20 protein-coding genes are annotated in these 16828 nt (G+C 43.9%); 8 read left to right on the top strand and 12 right to left on the bottom strand.

Features of this window, described 5'->3' with window-relative positions; translation table 11 throughout:
- Positions 1 to 4 precede the first annotated feature (4 nt).
- Complete coding sequence (locus E2491_RS15140) at positions 5 to 715, top strand: RsfA family transcriptional regulator (protein ID WP_134376469.1); 711 nt, start codon at positions 5 to 7, stop codon at positions 713 to 715.
- A gap of 37 nt (positions 716 to 752) precedes the next feature.
- On the opposite strand, the gene lipL is transcribed toward E2491_RS15140, so the two are convergent.
- Both lipL and pta read right to left on the bottom strand, forming a co-directional pair.
- On the bottom strand, positions 753 to 1598 hold the full coding sequence (lipL, locus tag E2491_RS15135) for an octanoyl-[GcvH]:protein N-octanoyltransferase (RefSeq protein WP_134376468.1): 846 nt from the start codon (positions 1596 to 1598) through the stop codon (positions 753 to 755).
- A gap of 244 nt (positions 1599 to 1842) precedes the next feature.
- Positions 1843 to 2814 (bottom strand): phosphate acetyltransferase, encoded by a 972-nt coding sequence (pta, locus tag E2491_RS15130; RefSeq protein ID WP_134376467.1) that lies wholly within the window; start codon positions 2812 to 2814, stop codon positions 1843 to 1845.
- A 220-nt stretch (positions 2815 to 3034) separates the two neighbouring features.
- Between pta and hemQ the strand changes: the two genes are divergently transcribed.
- Positions 3035 to 3784 carry a hydrogen peroxide-dependent heme synthase gene (gene hemQ, locus E2491_RS15125; protein ID WP_134376466.1) on the top strand — a complete coding sequence of 250 codons (750 nt, stop codon included), beginning with the start codon at positions 3035 to 3037 and terminating at the stop codon, positions 3782 to 3784.
- Between the two features lie 314 nt (positions 3785 to 4098).
- A complete protein-coding gene (gene gerQ, locus E2491_RS15120) occupies positions 4099 to 4452 on the top strand; it encodes a spore coat protein GerQ (RefSeq protein ID WP_371414492.1) in 354 nt (117 codons plus the stop codon).
- 292 nt (positions 4453 to 4744) lie between these two features.
- Here the strand turns inward: gerQ and E2491_RS15115 are convergent, their stop codons facing one another.
- Genes E2491_RS15115 through E2491_RS15095 form a run of 5 tightly spaced genes read right to left on the bottom strand, consistent with a single transcriptional unit; the run spans position 4745 to position 7090 of the window.
- Positions 4745 to 5116, bottom strand: coding sequence for a DUF423 domain-containing protein (locus E2491_RS15115; protein ID WP_134376464.1), 372 nt, complete (start codon positions 5114 to 5116; stop codon positions 4745 to 4747).
- Positions 5117 to 5136: 20 nt separating this feature from the next.
- A complete protein-coding gene (locus tag E2491_RS15110) occupies positions 5137 to 5406 on the bottom strand; it encodes a YwdI family protein (RefSeq protein ID WP_134376463.1) in 270 nt (89 codons plus the stop codon).
- Position 5407: 1 nt separating this feature from the next.
- The gene (locus E2491_RS15105; RefSeq protein WP_134376462.1) at positions 5408 to 5599 is read right to left on the bottom strand and encodes a uracil-DNA glycosylase; all 192 of its coding nucleotides are present in this window, start codon (positions 5597 to 5599) and stop codon (positions 5408 to 5410) included.
- A 15-nt stretch (positions 5600 to 5614) separates the two neighbouring features.
- Positions 5615 to 6286 (bottom strand): uracil-DNA glycosylase, encoded by a 672-nt coding sequence (locus tag E2491_RS15100; RefSeq protein ID WP_134376461.1) that lies wholly within the window; start codon positions 6284 to 6286, stop codon positions 5615 to 5617.
- A 12-nt stretch (positions 6287 to 6298) separates the two neighbouring features.
- Entirely contained in the window at positions 6299 to 7090 is a 792-nt protein-coding gene (locus E2491_RS15095) for a DUF4230 domain-containing protein (RefSeq protein WP_166805904.1), read from the bottom strand.
- Positions 7091 to 7142: 52 nt separating this feature from the next.
- Here E2491_RS15095 and pdxK point away from each other — a divergent pair, with 52 nt between their 5' ends.
- The 4 genes from pdxK to bshB2 all read left to right on the top strand — a co-directional run bounded on the left by pdxK (position 7143) and on the right by bshB2 (position 9686).
- Positions 7143 to 7976 carry a pyridoxine/pyridoxal/pyridoxamine kinase gene (gene pdxK / locus E2491_RS15090; protein WP_134376459.1) on the top strand — a complete coding sequence of 278 codons (834 nt, stop codon included), beginning with the start codon at positions 7143 to 7145 and terminating at the stop codon, positions 7974 to 7976.
- An 83-nt stretch (positions 7977 to 8059) separates the two neighbouring features.
- The gene (locus tag E2491_RS15085; RefSeq protein ID WP_134376458.1) at positions 8060 to 8335 is read left to right on the top strand and encodes a SoxR reducing system RseC family protein; all 276 of its coding nucleotides are present in this window, start codon (positions 8060 to 8062) and stop codon (positions 8333 to 8335) included.
- Positions 8336 to 8633: 298 nt separating this feature from the next.
- Positions 8634 to 8984, top strand: a complete 351-nt coding sequence (locus tag E2491_RS15080) for a YojF family protein (protein WP_134376457.1) — start codon at positions 8634 to 8636, stop codon at positions 8982 to 8984.
- A gap of 18 nt (positions 8985 to 9002) precedes the next feature.
- Positions 9003 to 9686, top strand: a complete 684-nt coding sequence (gene bshB2, locus E2491_RS15075; protein WP_134376456.1) for a bacillithiol biosynthesis deacetylase BshB2 — start codon at positions 9003 to 9005, stop codon at positions 9684 to 9686.
- 44 nt (positions 9687 to 9730) lie between these two features.
- Here the strand turns inward: bshB2 and E2491_RS15070 are convergent, their stop codons facing one another.
- The 3 genes from E2491_RS15070 to sda form a co-directional block, all read right to left on the bottom strand.
- Positions 9731 to 10669, bottom strand: coding sequence for an aminoimidazole riboside kinase (locus E2491_RS15070; RefSeq protein ID WP_134376455.1), 939 nt, complete (start codon positions 10667 to 10669; stop codon positions 9731 to 9733).
- 344 nt (positions 10670 to 11013) lie between these two features.
- Positions 11014 to 11880 (bottom strand): Cof-type HAD-IIB family hydrolase, encoded by an 867-nt coding sequence (locus E2491_RS15065; protein ID WP_134376454.1) that lies wholly within the window; start codon positions 11878 to 11880, stop codon positions 11014 to 11016.
- A gap of 154 nt (positions 11881 to 12034) precedes the next feature.
- The gene (gene sda / locus E2491_RS15060) at positions 12035 to 12178 is read right to left on the bottom strand and encodes a sporulation histidine kinase inhibitor Sda (protein WP_166805903.1); all 144 of its coding nucleotides are present in this window, start codon (positions 12176 to 12178) and stop codon (positions 12035 to 12037) included.
- 272 nt (positions 12179 to 12450) lie between these two features.
- On the opposite strand from sda, the gene E2491_RS15055 reads away from it, so the two are divergent.
- Complete coding sequence (locus tag E2491_RS15055) at positions 12451 to 13812, top strand: YjiH family protein (RefSeq protein ID WP_134376452.1); 1362 nt, start codon at positions 12451 to 12453, stop codon at positions 13810 to 13812.
- A 326-nt stretch (positions 13813 to 14138) separates the two neighbouring features.
- On the opposite strand, the gene E2491_RS15050 is transcribed toward E2491_RS15055, so the two are convergent.
- Together E2491_RS15050 and E2491_RS15045 are read right to left on the bottom strand one after the other, a co-directional pair.
- On the bottom strand, positions 14139 to 15443 hold the full coding sequence (locus E2491_RS15050; protein ID WP_134376451.1) for an ATP-binding protein: 1305 nt from the start codon (positions 15441 to 15443) through the stop codon (positions 14139 to 14141).
- A 177-nt stretch (positions 15444 to 15620) separates the two neighbouring features.
- Positions 15621 to 16571: an L-threonine 3-dehydrogenase gene (locus E2491_RS15045; protein ID WP_134376450.1), complete on the bottom strand. Its 951-nt coding sequence runs from the start codon at positions 16569 to 16571 to the stop codon at positions 15621 to 15623.
- Positions 16572 to 16828 lie beyond the last annotated feature (257 nt).

The following is a 16828-nucleotide window of genomic DNA, read 5'->3' as shown; positions in this document are numbered from 1 at the left end:
GAGGATGAAAAATCGTCAGGATGCGTGGATGGAAGAGGATGATCTGTTATTGGCAGATACGGTTTTACGTCATGTGAGAGAAGGCAGTACGCAGCTGAATGCGTTCGAGGAGGTTGGAGATAAGCTTGATCGCACCTCTGCAGCCTGTGGATTCAGGTGGAATGCAGTGGTCAGGCAGCAGTATGAGCAGGCATTAAGTCTGGCTAAGCGTCAGCGCAAGCAGCGCAGCCGTCTTCTTGGACAGGATCATTCAGGAAAAAAGAAAATTCTTTATCAGCCACAGGTTGAAATCTCAGAAACGCCAGCACTTCCATTTACAGATGAGTCTATATTTGAAAAACCGGAAGAGACACATGAGATGGAGACAGCTACAGAAATGTTCATAACCGAAGATAAACCGGTTTCTTCCCTTTCCCTTGAAACGGTCATTGCATATCTGCAGCAGCTTGCCCGCTCCAACACAGCATCGTCCATCGGGAAATGGCAGTCCGAGAGATTGTCAAAGGAGCTGAAAGTGTGGCAGGATAAATGCCGCGAGCTCGAGCAGAAAGTCCGTCAGCTGGAGGCCAATGAATCCACGATGAAGGATGATTACGAAACACTGATGCAGATTATGAACCGTGCAAGAAAGCTCGTTGCATTCAGTGACCAGGAATCCTCTAATACATTTAAAATGGACCGCAACGGTAACCTTGAAAAAGTCGCAGAGCATTAAAAAGAAGCACCGGATATCACTTGATCCGGTGCTTCTTTTATTTCGTCAACACACTCTCATTCCGCTTCACGACGCGATCATAGTAGCCGTCATAAAGCGATCGTTCATATCCGTTTAACTCACCAGACTGAATCGTTCCGCTGATCTTCTTTAACGCAGTTAAGAAACGCAGCATCCCATCCTGCACCGTCAATTCAACGCCATAAAGTTCTGATAAGGAGGCCATCACTTCAGGCTTAATCAGCGGGAAGGAGAACTTTGTTTCCTCACCCTGAATCGCCTTTTCGTAAAAACGGCGGATCAGTTCTGCACGTTCGGCTCCGCTTCCGTTCATACAGAGATAAATCTGCACCGCAATGCCGCCTCTTATCCTACGCTGAGAAATACCTGCGAATTTCTTTCCATCTATGCTGAGATCATAGCTTCCCGGGCAGTAAGAATTTACGATTTCATAGGCTTCGATTTCCTTGTCAAAATCGCTGAACATTTCTTTTACGAGTGTCACCATCGCATCGTAACCACGGTTTATATCAATACCCTTTTCGCTTTCTGAAAAGATGAGTGAGATGTTTAGCACACCCTCATCCAGTACGACAGCAAGTCCGCCTGAATTGCGGACAATATAGCGGTAGCCTGCTTGCTCGAGCACCTTCAGTCCTTCATTTAAAAAGGGGGTTCTTGAATCCTGGGTGCCGAGCACAATCGTATCGTGATGAACCCAGGACCGGGCTGTCGCAGGGGCTTCACCACTCCCCACTGACGTACAGAGTGTATCATCCATCGCAAACGATTGGAGTGCTTCAAACATTGGCCCAAGGCTGGACTGGTCAATGATCCGCCAAACCGGCTGCTGAAGGAGCGCCCATCCTTTATCCTCATTCATGATTCTTCATTCTCCTTTAATAAACTGTAGAGATTATAGCATATTTGAAGCTGACGCTGTGGTCTGGTAGTCACAGAAGTGTCCAAGCCCTACCCGAAAGTGACCAAGTTCGTGTTAAATGTGTCCAAGCTGCAACGAAATGTGACTAAACACTCGTGGGGTGTGTCCAAGTCCAGTCCAAATGTGACCAAACCCTCCCCACATCACATAAAAATGCAGCCCCCGCAAGGACTGCATCTATTCATTATAGTGATTGACCTGCTGTAATTAACGCGAGCTTATAAACGTCTTCCTCGTTACATCCACGGGAAAGATCGTTTACAGGTGCATTTAACCCTTGAAGGATCGGGCCAACTGCTTCAAAATTCCCAAGTCTCTGAGCAATTTTGTAGCCGATGTTGCCGGCTTCAAGGCTTGGAAATACAAATACGTTTGCATCACCCTGGATCTCTGAGTCAGGTGCTTTGCTTTTCGCTACAGAGGGAACGAATGCTGCATCAAACTGGAATTCTCCGTCCAAAGTCAGGTTAGGCGCCGCTTCCTTTGCCAGCTTAACCGCTTCTGCCACCTTTTCAGTTTCCGGTGATTTTGCAGAACCTTTTGTCGAGAAGCTCAGCATTGCAACGCGTGGATCAATATCAAACATTTCAGCTGTTTTCGCGCTTTCCACTGCAATCTCTGCAAGGTCGCTGCTGTCAGGTGAAATGTTGATTGCACAGTCTGCAAATACATACTTCTCATCACCGCGTACCATGATAAACACGCCGGAAGTTTTCTTGATGCCTTCCTTCGTTTTAATAATCTGAAGGGCCGGGCGAACCGTATCTGCTGTTGAGTGAGCCGCACCACTTACGAGCCCGTCAGCACGGTTTGTGTACACAAGCATCGTACCGAAATAGTTTTCGTCCTGAAGAATCTTGCGGGCATCCTCTTCAGTGGCCTTGCCTTTACGGCGCTCAACGAATGAAGCGACAAGCTCTTCGAATTCACTGTAATCTGAAGGGTCCAGGATCTCGCAGCCATCCAATACAACATTCATCTGCTGTGCTTTTTCTTCAACAGCTGACGTTGAGCCCACTAAAATTGGTGTCATAATACCTTCTGCTGCCAGACGGCTTGCTGCACGAAGAATGCGCTCATCCGTGCCTTCCGGGAATACAATACGACGATTCTGCCCTTTGACTTTTTCCGTTAAACCAGTAAATAAATCACTCATGATTCGGCCTCCTAAAAACGTCTTTACCGTAAGCATACCCCATCTATACGGGAATTCAACCGATACCCTTTATGGGAGCGGTTACACATAAAAAGTTTTTCTTTTCAAACAATTCTTGATGCATTTTCTCTATAAACACGCCCGATTAGATGAAGACGCTCTATTTATGATAAGATAAAAGAAGTGTTGAAAAAGTACAATTTACTGGGAGTGACATAGCATGAGTGAAGCTGCAACAACCCTTGACGGCTGGTATGGCCTTCATGATTTCCGTAAAATCGACTGGACGTCCTGGAAGCGTCTTTCAAGTGAGGAACGCACTGCTGCGATCCATGAATTCCAGCAGTTTTTAAAGAAGCTGCATGAGGTTCAGGATGAGGATCAGGGAAGCCATTCTTTCTATACAATTGTTGGCCAGAAGGCTGATTTCGTTCTGTTTATTCTGCGTCCAACAATGGAAGAGCTGAACGAGCTTGAAAATGAATTTAACAAGCTGACAATCGCTGATTATACCATTCCAACGTATTCTTATGTGTCTGTAGTAGAGCTTGGAAGCTACGGCTCAAAGGAATCGGATGAAGACCCGTATCAAAACCCATACGTGCGTTCACGTCTTTATCCTAAGCTTCCTAAATCTAAGCACATCTGCTTCTATCCAATGGATAAAAAGCGTGAAGGTGACGACAACTGGTACATGCTTTCTATGGAACAGCGCAAAAAGCTGATGTACGATCACGGCATGATTGGTCGTCAGTACGCCGGTAAAATCAAGCAGATCATCTCAGGCTCTGTCGGCTTTGACGACTGGGAGTGGGGCGTAACACTATACGCAGATGACGTCCTGCAGTTCAAAAAAATCGTTTACGAAATGCGCTTTGACGAAACAAGTGCACGCTACGGTGAATTTGGTGCCTTCTATGTAGGAAACCTGCTCGAAGACGAAGATTTGCCGAAGTTTTTGCATGTATAACGAATGTATCAAGGACAACCTTAACCGGTTGTCCTTTTCTTTTTAAAGAGCACTCATGTGAAAATGTTTATTACTTTTATATTTGCAAAGGTGAGCGGAGCAGAAGGCGGCGACTCCTGCGGCAGAGAAGGGCAGGTGAAACTCTGCTGGCGCGGAGCGGCAAAGAGGTTCACCGCCCGGCCGCGGAAAGCGCCCGCCTGGCGCGGAGCTCATCGGACGTCTCAGGGAAATTTAATTGGTTCTAAGAATACTCCCTGCTCATATGATTAAATGACAAAATGGTTCAGGGAGGAATTTTATTGAATCCATCAAGTATGCAGGGGCAGACGCCTCCCCCTACGTATTATCCTTACTATCAGCAGACGTATCCTCAGCAGCAACAGCAGCAGATGCCAGCTGTTTTTCCAAGAGAAGAATCATACATCGAAAACATCTTCAGGCTAAATCGCGGGAAAATGACGACGGTTTATATGACATTTGAAAATAACCGTGAGTGGAATGCGAAGATTTTTAAAGGTGTGATTGAAGCTGCGGGACGTGATCATCTCATTTTGAGTGATCCAAAAACAAATCAGCGTTATTTACTGCCGCTTCTGTATATGGATTACGCAACGTTTGATGGGGAGATTAATTATGCTTATCCTTATAACGGTGTGACGAACCGTTAAATGGTTAGCTAATGTATTAAACTGATCAATATTTTGGTTTAAAAATCGGGCAAGACTCATCCTTCGCGGACATAGAAATGCGGAGGTGGGCGTTCAGACGGCATTGATTTAACTACTTTTCCGGGTTATTTGACCACTCTTTAAGGTTATTTGACCACTCTTTCGCTTGATTAGACCACTTTCTTCCGTTATTTGACCACTCTTGACCTTTATTAAACAACTCTCAGGAAAAATCACGGTTTTCAACCTTGAATAAATGCAAAAAAGATGCCCGCTACAGCGGACATCTTTTTTACATAAGTTTTACTGCTGCAAAGACCAGACATACCCAGCCTGCGAGGAAGGCTACGCCGCCGATTGGAGTGATGGCACCAAGAACGCTGATGCCCGTCAGACTTAAGATATACAAGCTTCCGGAGAAGAAAATAATGCCCACGAGGAACAGCCATCCTGCTGCATTTAACAGGCCGGATGCCTGCAGATTGCCTGCAAGAATACCGATGATCAGAATACCTGTTGCATGAAACATCTGATATTGTACGGCTGTATTCCATGTGTCGAGATACTTTGGCTCTACTCTGCCTTCGAGTGCGTGTGCGCCAAATGCGCCAAGTGCAACTGATAAGAAAGCGTTAATGGCTCCGATTATAATGAATAATTTCATTTTAAGTTACGTCCCTTCTGTTAAAAATCAAATAGCGAATCACCGTTTGAACCGTCTTCTGTTTCAAGCGGTTTGTCCTGAAGACTGAGCTGAGCGGGTTTTGATGGATCCTGATAGGAAGTGGTCTGCACAGCAGGTTCACTTACAGGACTCACACCTTCCTCTAACGCCAGATCACATAGCGTACGGATGGAGTGCAGGTATTCCCGCTGCCTTGCTCCGCTTGCCCCCCTTGCCTTCTTTGCCTCCTGTTCAATCTTCTGGAGAAGCCGGTCATAGGAAATCGACATCTTATCCTCTCCCTCTTTCTTTTATAATTTTCTTTTCAAATGCATAACATGGCTGTCCGGATGCCCGGAATACTTCAAGCGATGGCAGATGCTTTGTTTTAAAGCCATGCGCTTTGCATCCCTTTGGAAAACGAGGGTCCCATGTTACATAGTAATGCTTGCAGGCACTGCAGTTAATACGTTTTGATTCCATGCGGGTGCCTCCTTTTTAGGATAACGACCAGTCGACTGTTTCAATATCATTCTCTTTCAGGAATTCATTGGCCTTTGAAAACGGTCTGCTGCCAAAAAATCCTCGATGCGCCGACAGTGGACTTGGATGTGGAGCCTTAATGACACAATGCTTCATTTCATTAATGAGACCCTCTTTTTGCTGGGCGGGTTTGCCCCACAAAATAAAAACCATAGGCTCATCTCTCTCACCAAGCAATTCAATGGCTTTATCCGTAATCCGCTCCCACCCTTGATTCCGGTGAGAGTGCGCTTGTCCCTCGCGCACTGTTAAAACCGTATTTAATAATAACACACCTTCCTCCGCCCATTTCGTGAGATCACCATGAGGCGGAGGTTGAATCCCAAGATCCTCTTCCAGCTCTTTATAAATGTTCTGGAGTGACGGCGGAATTCTGACGCCTTTTTTCACAGAGAAGCTCAGCCCGTGCGCCTGACCCTGTCCATGATAGGGATCCTGTCCAAGAATGACCACCTTTACTTTATGAAAAGGGGTTCTCTGAAACGCTTCAAATATGTGATTCATTGGAGGGAAAATCGTTTCAGATCCATATTCTTTTTTCAAAAACGCCCGGAGCTCTTTATAATACGGCTGTTCAAATTCGTTCTGGAGCAGTTCCTGCCAGTCGTTATTGATCTTAACCGCCATTCTTTTCAACTCCTATTCTTCAAAAATAATCGTTGCTTCATAGCCGGTGTAAGCGAAAAACTCAGTGATTGACCGCTCGGCATTCTCTTCCGCCTGTGTTAACAGCCCTTGTTCAATCGCTTCCTCTTCCATCATCGCCTGTGCCTCTGCAGCAATTTCAAAGCCTTCTTCCCAGTTCACGTTACTCCGGAAAATGCCTTCTACCGAAAATGCTTCAACTTGATCCATTTGAAGTGCGGGCTCCTGAAGCAGCTGAGCTTTCGGAAGTGTCAGCTCAACCTTTTTGTTTTCCTCGTTTATAACAATGTCGTCTTCTGTCACCTGATCCAGATTAACACCTGCTAATACCGTACCCGGCACAACAAGAAGCAAACGGCGCTGCGTTCCCGGAAAATTAATATTAATATCCTGACCAAACAGCTGATTGTCTGTCTGTTCCACTACTGCTTTTATAAAAGCCTGAGAAGTAGCCAGGGCATTCATATCCCGCACCTGTTCAACAAAAACCTCTGAGTTCTCCTCTTCATTATCTCCTGTAATCCACATATATGAAGCGATCGAAACCACTGAAACAATGACAATTACCGCGAGCAGAAATAAAATATTTCTTAAACGCCATACTGCAAATAAAAATCCTTTCATCCCATCACCTGCTGCCGTTTTTTTGAAAACCATTCTTCTATTATACGGAAAACCTCGAATCATGGAAACACGCACCGCTCTTTCATCATAAACGGCTTCAGACACTGCCACATTTCTGTCAAAAGAAGACGATATTTCCCGGGAAATGTACCATTGTTTCAAACTTCCATTTCCCATGATATGATAGGGGAAATCATTTTTGGAGGTACAAGTAATGAGTTTAAAGAAAACATTAACAATCGCAGGTTCAGATACAAGCGGCGGTGCAGGAATCCAGGCCGACCTTAAGACATTTCAGGAGCACGGAACATATGGCATGACTGCATTAACGACTGTCGTAACGATGGACCCGGCTAATCACTGGCACCATAACGTTCACCCACTTCCTATTGAGACACTAAAGGCGCAAATCGATACAGCTCTTTCAACCGGTGTAGATGCTGTGAAGACTGGGATGCTCGGTTCAGTTGAAATCATTGAAACAGCAGCTGCGGCGATTGACCGCTCAGGCACATTAAACGTCGTTATTGATCCAGTTATGGTCTGCAAAGGTGAAGATGAAGTTCTTCACCCTGAAACGGTTGGTGCAATGCAGGAACATCTTCTGCCACGTGCGACGGTTGTAACCCCAAATCTATTTGAAGCAGGTCAATTAGCCGGTAATGGTCCTCTTCGATCTATTGAGGATATGAAAGAAGCTGCCCATAAAATTGTAGAACTTGGCGCAAAATCCGTTGTTATCAAAGGCGGAAAACAACTGAATCACGATAAGGCTGTTGATCTTTTTTATGATGGACAGGAATTTATTTTACTTGAAGCTGAAAAAGCAGATACAACTTACAACCATGGAGCAGGCTGTACCTTTGCAGCAGCCGTTACAGCAAATCTAGCAAATGGACTTGAGCTGAAAGAAGCCGTTTCAAGTGCAAAGGAATTTGTTACAAGTGCCATCCACCACGGCTGGAAATTAAATGAATATGTTGGACCAGTTATGCACGGCGCACACAGCCGCTTTGGTTCAGTTGCAGTCAAGGCGGAAACACTCTGAACAAACTGAATCGGCTCTGAAACGTTTAATCCCCTCAGATTAAGGAATACAGGAAGTAAATGGATTCCAAATGAGGTGAAAAAATGTTTAATTTTATCATTACAATTGCTGTTTTGATCGGTGTATTTGTCGGATTTTACTTGATTACAGGTTCAATCGGCATCTCGATCGGAGCTGCTATCGTCGGAGCTGTTATTTCCTTTTTTGCAGTTGGCGCATATGCGGGACAACGTAAAGAAGAAATCAAGTACGGCAATGAAGCACCGCTTGATAAAGATCGGACACCTGAAAAGGAAAACCGCAATACTTATAATCCAAGTCCTGACAACCAACGTAAGGTTCAAGACCCTACAAAGTAAAACCGTGCTGCAGCACGGTTTTTTATTTTGCAAAATTCATGATACACCACTCTGTGACGGGATTTTTCACGAAAGTGTCCAGGTTCAGCACGAATGTGACCAGGCTGAAGTTGAATGTGTCCAAGCTGGCATCGCTTGTGTCCAAGTGTGGTATAAAAGTGACCAAATACCTCCTGAAAGTGACCAAGCTCCAATTCATAGCACCTCCGCTTTTTTTCTAACGGGCAGGCTTTTCGCATTCTTGTTGATTTTGCAGTAAAATAAGAAAAGAGATTTTGTTGTGAGAAGGAGGGGCATGATGAAGCCTGTCAATTTAGAGGATGTACAGAGTCTGATTGATCGTTTTGCACGTAAAGAAGTTTATATACATTTAGAGACCACAAATGGTTCGTATGCTTCTCATGTGGATCAGAATTTTTTTAACGCCGGAGCTTTTATCCGGAATGCGAAGGTTGAATATGAGTTGGGTAAAATCATTGGAGATGTTCCATCACGTGTGGGCCTTAAGCTTGGCGATCTTGGCTGGATTTACGCACAGGGCATTACGCATTATGAGCTGGATGATAAAGGTCGGCTGCTGATGGCCGGTCACGATCACCAGGGAAAGCTTGCGGTATCCCTGCAAATTAGTGAAACACCGTTTGAATAGCAGGAAGGAGCAGGACAGATGATTGAGAAAGAAAGACATGTATTAGTTGTATTTCCGCATCCTGATGACGAGGCATTTGGCGTTTCAGGAACGATTGCCAGTCATTTAAAAATGGGAACCGGGGTCACCTATGCCTGCCTGACACTTGGCGAAATGGGGCGTAATCTTGGTAACCCACCATTTGCAACGCGTGAGTCTCTCCCTCAGATCCGTAAAAAAGAATTGCAGGCAGCTGCTGATGCAATGGGGTTGAAGGACCTGAGAATGATGGGACTGCGTGATAAAACGGTTGAATTTGAAGATGATGAAAAGATGGTGGATATGATAAACGCGTTGATTGAAGACGTGAATCCATCCCTTGTTATTACCTTTTATCCTGATTACTGTGTACATCCGGATCATGAGGCTACGGCCCGGGCTGTTGTAAGAGCTGTCAGCAGAATGGATGAGGCTGACCGTCCGAAGCTTCACTGTGTCGCTTTTGCGAACCATACAGCTGATGAGCTGGGCGAGCCTGACATTCTCAATGACGTGTCAGAGGTTCAGGAGCTCAAACTAAACACGATGAGAGCACATATTTCCCAAACTGCCTGGATGCTTGAGGATCTTGAAAAGCGGCTTGCCGAGAAAGATCCTGACGCTATCCAGTGGGTATCACAGGAACGATTCTTTAACTATCGTTTTGATCAGGGCTATCATTAAAAAAATCCCGTGTCGGCTGACACGGGATTTTTTTAATGAAGTTTCTAAGCATTTTTTACTTCTTCAATTGTCGGAAGTGCGGTCATGGCACCTTTTACAGATGCAGCAAGTGCACCTGATTTGCTTGCAAGCTCAACCATGCTTTTCGCCTCTTCAAGTGTCAGGCTTTCGATATCCCCTTTATATTCATGCAATGAGTAAAGAATACCTGAAACAAATGCATCTCCAGCACCGGTTGTATCAACAGCCTGCACTTTTCTTGCAGGAACGTGGAGAGAGCCGTCTTTCGTAAATACCCAACTTCCCTCACTGCCCATCGTAATTAACAGTAGTGGAATGTTAAACTGCAGCATGGCTTCGGCACCTTTTTGAATGTCAGCGGTACCCGTTAAAAATTCAAGCTCCTCTTCGGAAATTTTCACAACATCCGCTTTATCGAGCATACTGACAATCTTTTGACGTGCCTCCTCTTCACTACTCCATAAAGACAAGCGCAGATTCGGGTCATAGGAAACGATCATGCCGTTTTCTCTTGCCATCTCAACCGCGCGGATTGTTGCGCTTTTTGAAGGTTCGCTGATCATTGAAATAGAACCGAAGTGAAATACTTTTGCCAGACTGAACAAGTTTTCCTGAAGCTCTTCTGCCTTAAGAAAACGATCAGCGCTCGGATCAATATAGAAGTCAAAGCTGCGTTCGCCACCCTCACCGAGTGTTACAAAAACGACACCCGTGCGGTTTTGCTGATCAAACAACATGCCTTCTGTATGTACACCATAGTCTTTTAATGTTTTTTCAAGGAAACGGCCGAGTACATCATCCCCTACCTTTCCTGCAAAATATGATGGGATGCCAAGACGTGCCACGCCAACTGCAACATTCGCCGGAGCACCGCCAGGACTTTTATGATAGCTTGCGTTTGTTTCATCTAATGGAATAAAGTCAATTAAAGCTTCTCCTAAGGAAATGACGCCATTTTTCATTTTATATTCCTCCTGCACTGCATTTTGATGATTAGAGTGTATCACATGATTGAGAAAAAGTTCACATGAAACGTAGAAAGAGCCGGGCTGGAGCTATCCTGCGCTTTCCGTGGCCGGGCGGTGAACCCCTTGTGCTTCGCACAATGGTTTCACCTGTCCCTTTCCGCCACAGGAGTCTCCGGATAGTTCCAGCCCTATTGCATGTTTACAATTCATACTACTAATAAAACCTCATTACAGTAAGGTCGTTCGTTAAATGATGACAGCTGACCTGTTCTAAGAACGATTTTTAATTAAAGAAACCGCTTCCCTCATATAGAAGAAAACGGTTTTGCAGGTTTTTATTATACGGTTTGTCCAATTACGTGTTCCTGAATGGCTTTGGCTACGCCTTCTTCACGGTTTGTGACTGTTGTAAATCGGCAGATGTCTTTAATGTCCTGAGGTGCATTGCCCATCGCTACTGACCAGCCTGCTTTTTTCATCATGGAAACGTCGTTGTAATTATCTCCAAGCACCATGACATCAGCCAGGTTGATTCCCTGCTGAGCTGCATACCATTCGAGCGCGAGTCCTTTTTGTGCGTCAATGCTTGTAATTTCAAGGTTTTCTTTACCGGATGAACTGACGGCAAGTCCATTCATCTCGGATAAAACAGTACGTGCTTCCTGCAGCTTGTCAGGGTCTGATGAGAACGCAAGGAACTTATAAATGATCTGTGAAGAGTTGAAAATATCATCGTAGCTTTCAACAATGTGAATGTTTCCTTCTTCATAACGGTTACTTGCTTCCTCTCTTACATGAGGAAGTGGCGTATCCGGGTTAGAGGTAAGGAAGATGTCAATTAACAGTTCAATTCCCTGCTCTTTATGATTCGTATAGGTTCCCTGGTCTGTATATAACTCGAAATAAATACCAAGTCTTTCAAGCTCAGCAGCTGATTTCTTGGCCATTTCTGAATCAATACCCTTTACATAGACCTGTTTTCCGTTTTCATCGCGGATTTCAGCTCCGTTTACGACAATCAGTGGCAGTGATAAACCAGCATCCTTTAATGGTTCAGATGCTTCTTTATAAGAACGGCCGGTCGCAATGATCACCTTCGCGCCGGATTTTTGTGCTTCCTTAATCGCAGTGGCTGTTTCTTCTCCAACAGCATGTTGTCCATTGAGAAGAGTGCCATCCATATCTGATGCAATCATTTTTATCATGGTATTCACCCTTTTCTATTGATTGTTATAGTGTAACACGGCATCAAAATTGTAAACCTTTTCAATGCTTAGCATTTACAAATATTTAAAAATGCGTTCATATTAAAAGAATTATCAACTCAAAGACAAAATAAAAACAGCAGACCGGCTGCTGTTAAACTTCAATATGGTAACGGATATTCCGTTCAATCATCTCGTTTTCCAAAAGAAGAATGAAATCTGACGAAAGATTTCTCTCTTTAGCTGCTTTGAAAGCCTCAATTAACTTTGTATCAGTCAGCTGATTCAATGAATTCACCCTGTTCCACCTCTTTAAATAAGATTGCATGTTGTGAGTATTCCCTATTTTACCCTTTTTAATCATCAAATGAGAAATTTAAATGTTTTTTCTTAATTGAAAAGGGTAGATAACAATGGTTAAATTAAATCAGACGTAATGAAAGCGCTATCTCATTAACTTTTTATGAAAATGATTGATTTGAAAGGTGGTGTGCATTAAAATTAAATCCGTCTCATTTTTATTCACTTAATACATAATAAAAATGACAGTTTAGAAAAAGGAGAAACCGAATGAAAAACCCAACTGCTGCAGATTACTTACGCTTTATTATCCCTTCGTTAATCGGGATTTTCTTATTTATGACACCTCTTCCTTCTGGTGAGGCCGTAACGATTCCAATCGCCATTTTGTCAAACTGGCTGCAAGGCTTAATCGGCCCTTCCATTCCTGGTATTATGACGATCCTGATTGTGGTGGCTGCACTTTTATCACTAGCCGCACGTCTTATAAAACCTTCGTTTATCACTAACAGCGAATTCCTGACTAATTTGTTTGCTGTCGGCTGGTTCTGGGTTATTGTAAGGGTCATCGCCGCTGTATTTGCCATTATTACTTTTTATCAGTTAGGCGGCAGTTCAACAGAATTAATCTGGTCGGAATATACAGGTGGTCTTCTGCTTGGTGAAGAAGGCTTGATCACGCTTTTATTTACGATCTTTTTCTTTGCAGGTTTATTTTTACCGTTACTTTTAAACTTTGGACTTCTTGAATGGTTCGGAGCGCTCATGGCAAAAATCATGCGCCCATTATTCCGTCTGCCTGGACGTTCTTCCATTGATGCACTTGCTTCATGGCTTGGCGATGGAACGATCGGCGTTATGCTGACGAACAAGCAGTATGAAGAAGGCTATTATTCAAAACGTGAAGCTGCCGTTATTGGAACGACTTTCTCTGTTGTGTCTATTACATTCAGTATTGTCGTGATTGAAACGATCGGACTTGCGCAGTATTTTGTTCCGTTTTATGCAACTGTTGCTCTTGCCGGGTTTGTGGCAGCCATTATTATGCCGCGCATTCCACCGCTTTCTCTAAAGAAAAAAACCTATGTAACAGAAGTTGAAGAGGATGACGAGCTTGAAGACATCCCTGAAGGTAAAACACGTATTCAGCACGGTACTGAAATGGCACTTGCTGCTGCTAAAAAGAATAACAGCGTAGGCGGATTCTTTAAGAGCGGATTTAAAAACGTGCTTGATATGTGGATTGGTGTTGCACCGGTTGTTATGGCATTCGGTACCATCGCACTGATCCTGGCTGAAAACACAAACTTCTTTGTGATCTTAGGGACACCATTTGTTCCAATTCTTGAGCTTCTCCAAATTCCTGAAGCTGCAGATGCAGCACAGACAATGGTCGTAGGATTCGCTGATATGTTCCTGCCAGCCATCATCGGAGAAAGCATCAATTCAGAATTAACAAGATTTGTGATTGCAGCAGTCTCTGTTACACAGTTAATTTACATGTCTGAGGTTGGTGGCGTACTTTTAGGATCAAAGGTGCCAGTTAACTTCCTTGATCTTGTACTGATCTTTCTGCTTCGTACAATCATCACACTGCCAATCATCGCAGGCGTGGCGCATTTGTTGTTCTGATTTTTTGATTTATAAATGAGAATCCATTAGGCACTTTCAATCTGTCATGTTAACTGATTGAGTGCCGGAACTCCGCGAGACTCCTGCGGTAGAGAAGCGACAGGTGAGACAGCGTAGTGCGGAGCACTAGCTGGCTCACCGCGCGGCCTTAGAAAAGCGGAGGTGACTCTTCCAGCCCCGACAAGCATAAGGCGAAGATGAAAAGAGGGCTGACCTTCGCCCTCGTTCAGCTTTGACTTATGACCTCGAGGGGCTAGTCACCGGAGCTAGACAACGGAAAGCGAGTGGTGTTCCGGCACGGTTCCATTGAAAAAAAGCACTTCCCATCACGAGACGGGAAGTGCTTTTTTGCGGATTGTGACAGGCAGGATAATTGTAGCAGTCGTTCCTTTTCCAGGTTTGCTTCTAAACGAAAGCGTGCCATCATGGGCCTGAATAATTTTATGGCAGATCGTTAATCCAAGCCCCATTCCTTTTTCTTTTGTAGTATAAAAAGGTTCGCTGACTTTATCGATAATTTCCTGCGAGATGCCTTGTCCGGTATCTTCGATTTCTAGATAAACTTCTTTTTCATTTACACGGGGACGTATTTTGATTTCCCCGCCATGATCCATTGCTTCAATGCTGTTTTTAATCAGATTAATAAAGACCTGAATGACCTGATTACGATCTCCATGCACGAATTTTTCTGAGTCATCCACTTTTTCCACCAGAATACGGATGTCTTTTTGAGCAGCTTGATGTTTCATAAAGTTAATCACGTAACCCACACAATCGCACAATGAAAAGAACTCTTTTTTTCTCAGCTCGGGCTTCGACAGAACAAGCAATTCATCAACAATTGCATAAATACGGTCAATTTCGGATGACATGATATCAATGTTTTCTTTAGGCAGTGAGGGTTGTTCCTTCATTAACTGTACAAATCCTTTTAAGCTTGTCAGAGGGTTCTTAATTTCATGGGCGATGCCTGATGCCAGTTCACCGGCCACGGCTAATTTTTCTCTTCTCAAAAGCTGCTCTTCGGCACTTTTTTGCTGTGAAATGTCTCTTCCAAGCGTAATCAGTGCTTTTCGTGTACCGTCCTCATAAAAAATAGGAACCTTTATCACATCAAATGACTTATATTCACCAGTCTCAATAAAGAAAGATTCTTCAGTACGGACTGTTTCACCCTTTTGCCAGGTTTCTTCATCCGTTTCCATACAGTAATCAAACGCTTCCTGAAAAAACGGATTAATCTTACCAAGCTCATGATCTGTCTTGCCAATGTAAGGCTGACCTTTCAGGCCGTAAAGCTCGAGTCCGAAATCATTCGTGCGGATCCATCTGCCCTGACCGTCTTTGAAGCAGACAAAATCAGGCATAGACTGAATCAGCGCCACCATCTTAAATTCTTCTTCTTCCATTTCCTTAAACAGGCTTCTGAGCGAATTGGAACGCGTATAAATCAAATACCCGATAAATAGGGTTACGATTGCCACGACTCCTTCAATAACAATATACGCTTCAGAAGGAAGCCATCCGTAAATACCTGACAAAATTAAAACAATTTGTACGAGGAAAAGACCGGCCATTGCCGCCAGCAGTCCCTTTATTTGCGAAAACGTATAGGATTGAAGCAATTTCATCACCTGCCATCCTTAAAAAGAATTAACATATGCTTCTATCATACCATGTCGAAGATTGTAACAAAAGGTCGAAAGAATGACATATGTCCAATGCTCTTTTCAAGCCTAGTATAAGGTTACTTTTTATCAGTGAAAAAGGCTGAGAACTTTTTAGTCTCAGCCTTTTAACATTTTCAGTTATTGCGGGATACCCGTCTTTAGTTTCTGCAGCATATCAGCTGTCATCGTAGCAAGATCGTATTCAGCCTTAAATCCCCACTCTGCTTTTGATGCCGAAGCATCAATGGCATCAGGCCAGCTGTCAGCAATAGCCTGACGGACAGGATCCGGCTGGTAGGAGATTTCAAATGAAGGGATATGCTTTTTAATTTCAGCCGCTACCATTTCCGGCTCAATGCTCATTGCCGTTACGTTAAACGCATTGCGGTGCTTAAGCTTTGCAGGATCCGCTTCCATCAGGTCAACAATCGCCTGCAGCGCATCCGGCATATACATCATATCCATATACGTTCCTTTATCAATATAAGAAGTGTATTTTCCTGTTTTCAATGCCTCATAATAGATTTCGACTGCATAATCTGTCGTACCCCCACCTGGAGGCGTTACGTAAGAAATCAGACCTGGGAACCTCACGCCTCGTGTATCCACACCAAAACGTGTGAAATAGTAATCACAAAGCAGCTCACCAGAAACTTTGTTCACCCCATACATCGTCGTTGGACGCTGAATCGTATCCTGAGGTGTTCCATGCTTTGGCGTATCCGGACCAAATGCACCGATCGAACTTGGCGTGAAGAATTGCAGATGGTGTTCACGTGCAGCTTCCAGACCGTTCACCAGACCGCCCATATTTAAATGCCAGGCAAGCTGTGGATTTTCCTCCGCTCTTGCTGAAAGCAGTGCCGCCATATGCATCATTGTATCAACCTTATACTTTGACACAAGCTCGTTCATCTGAGCGGCATCCGTTACATCCAGAATTTCAAAAGGACCTCCATGAACAACCTCTGAATCAGCAGTTCGGATATCCGTGGCAATCACATTATCTGCACCGTATTCCTTCCGCAGCTTCGTAATTAACTCTGATCCGATCTGACCAAGCGCACCTGTTACCAGTATTCGTTTCATCGCATTTCCCTCCGTTGATTCCTATGATAAAAAAACAAATGTCCATACAAGAAGGACAAATACTCAATATAAATGTTATTAACACTTATAATTTATCACACTTTAATCAAAATGTTTATACCGGAAGGACAAAAAACTTTTACATTACCTACTCATTTCCATGGATATTATTCTTTACCAGCAGGCTGAATTAACAGCAATATCCATCTTCATTATTGTCTATGAAGTTATCGTTATGTAAATAATATATACTTAAA

Origin of the sequence: Jeotgalibacillus sp. R-1-5s-1 (assembly GCF_004405105.1) — a bacterium.
Taxonomy (GTDB): domain Bacteria; phylum Bacillota; class Bacilli; order Bacillales; family Jeotgalibacillaceae; genus Jeotgalibacillus.
This window is presented reverse-complemented; position numbering and strand designations above follow the sequence as displayed.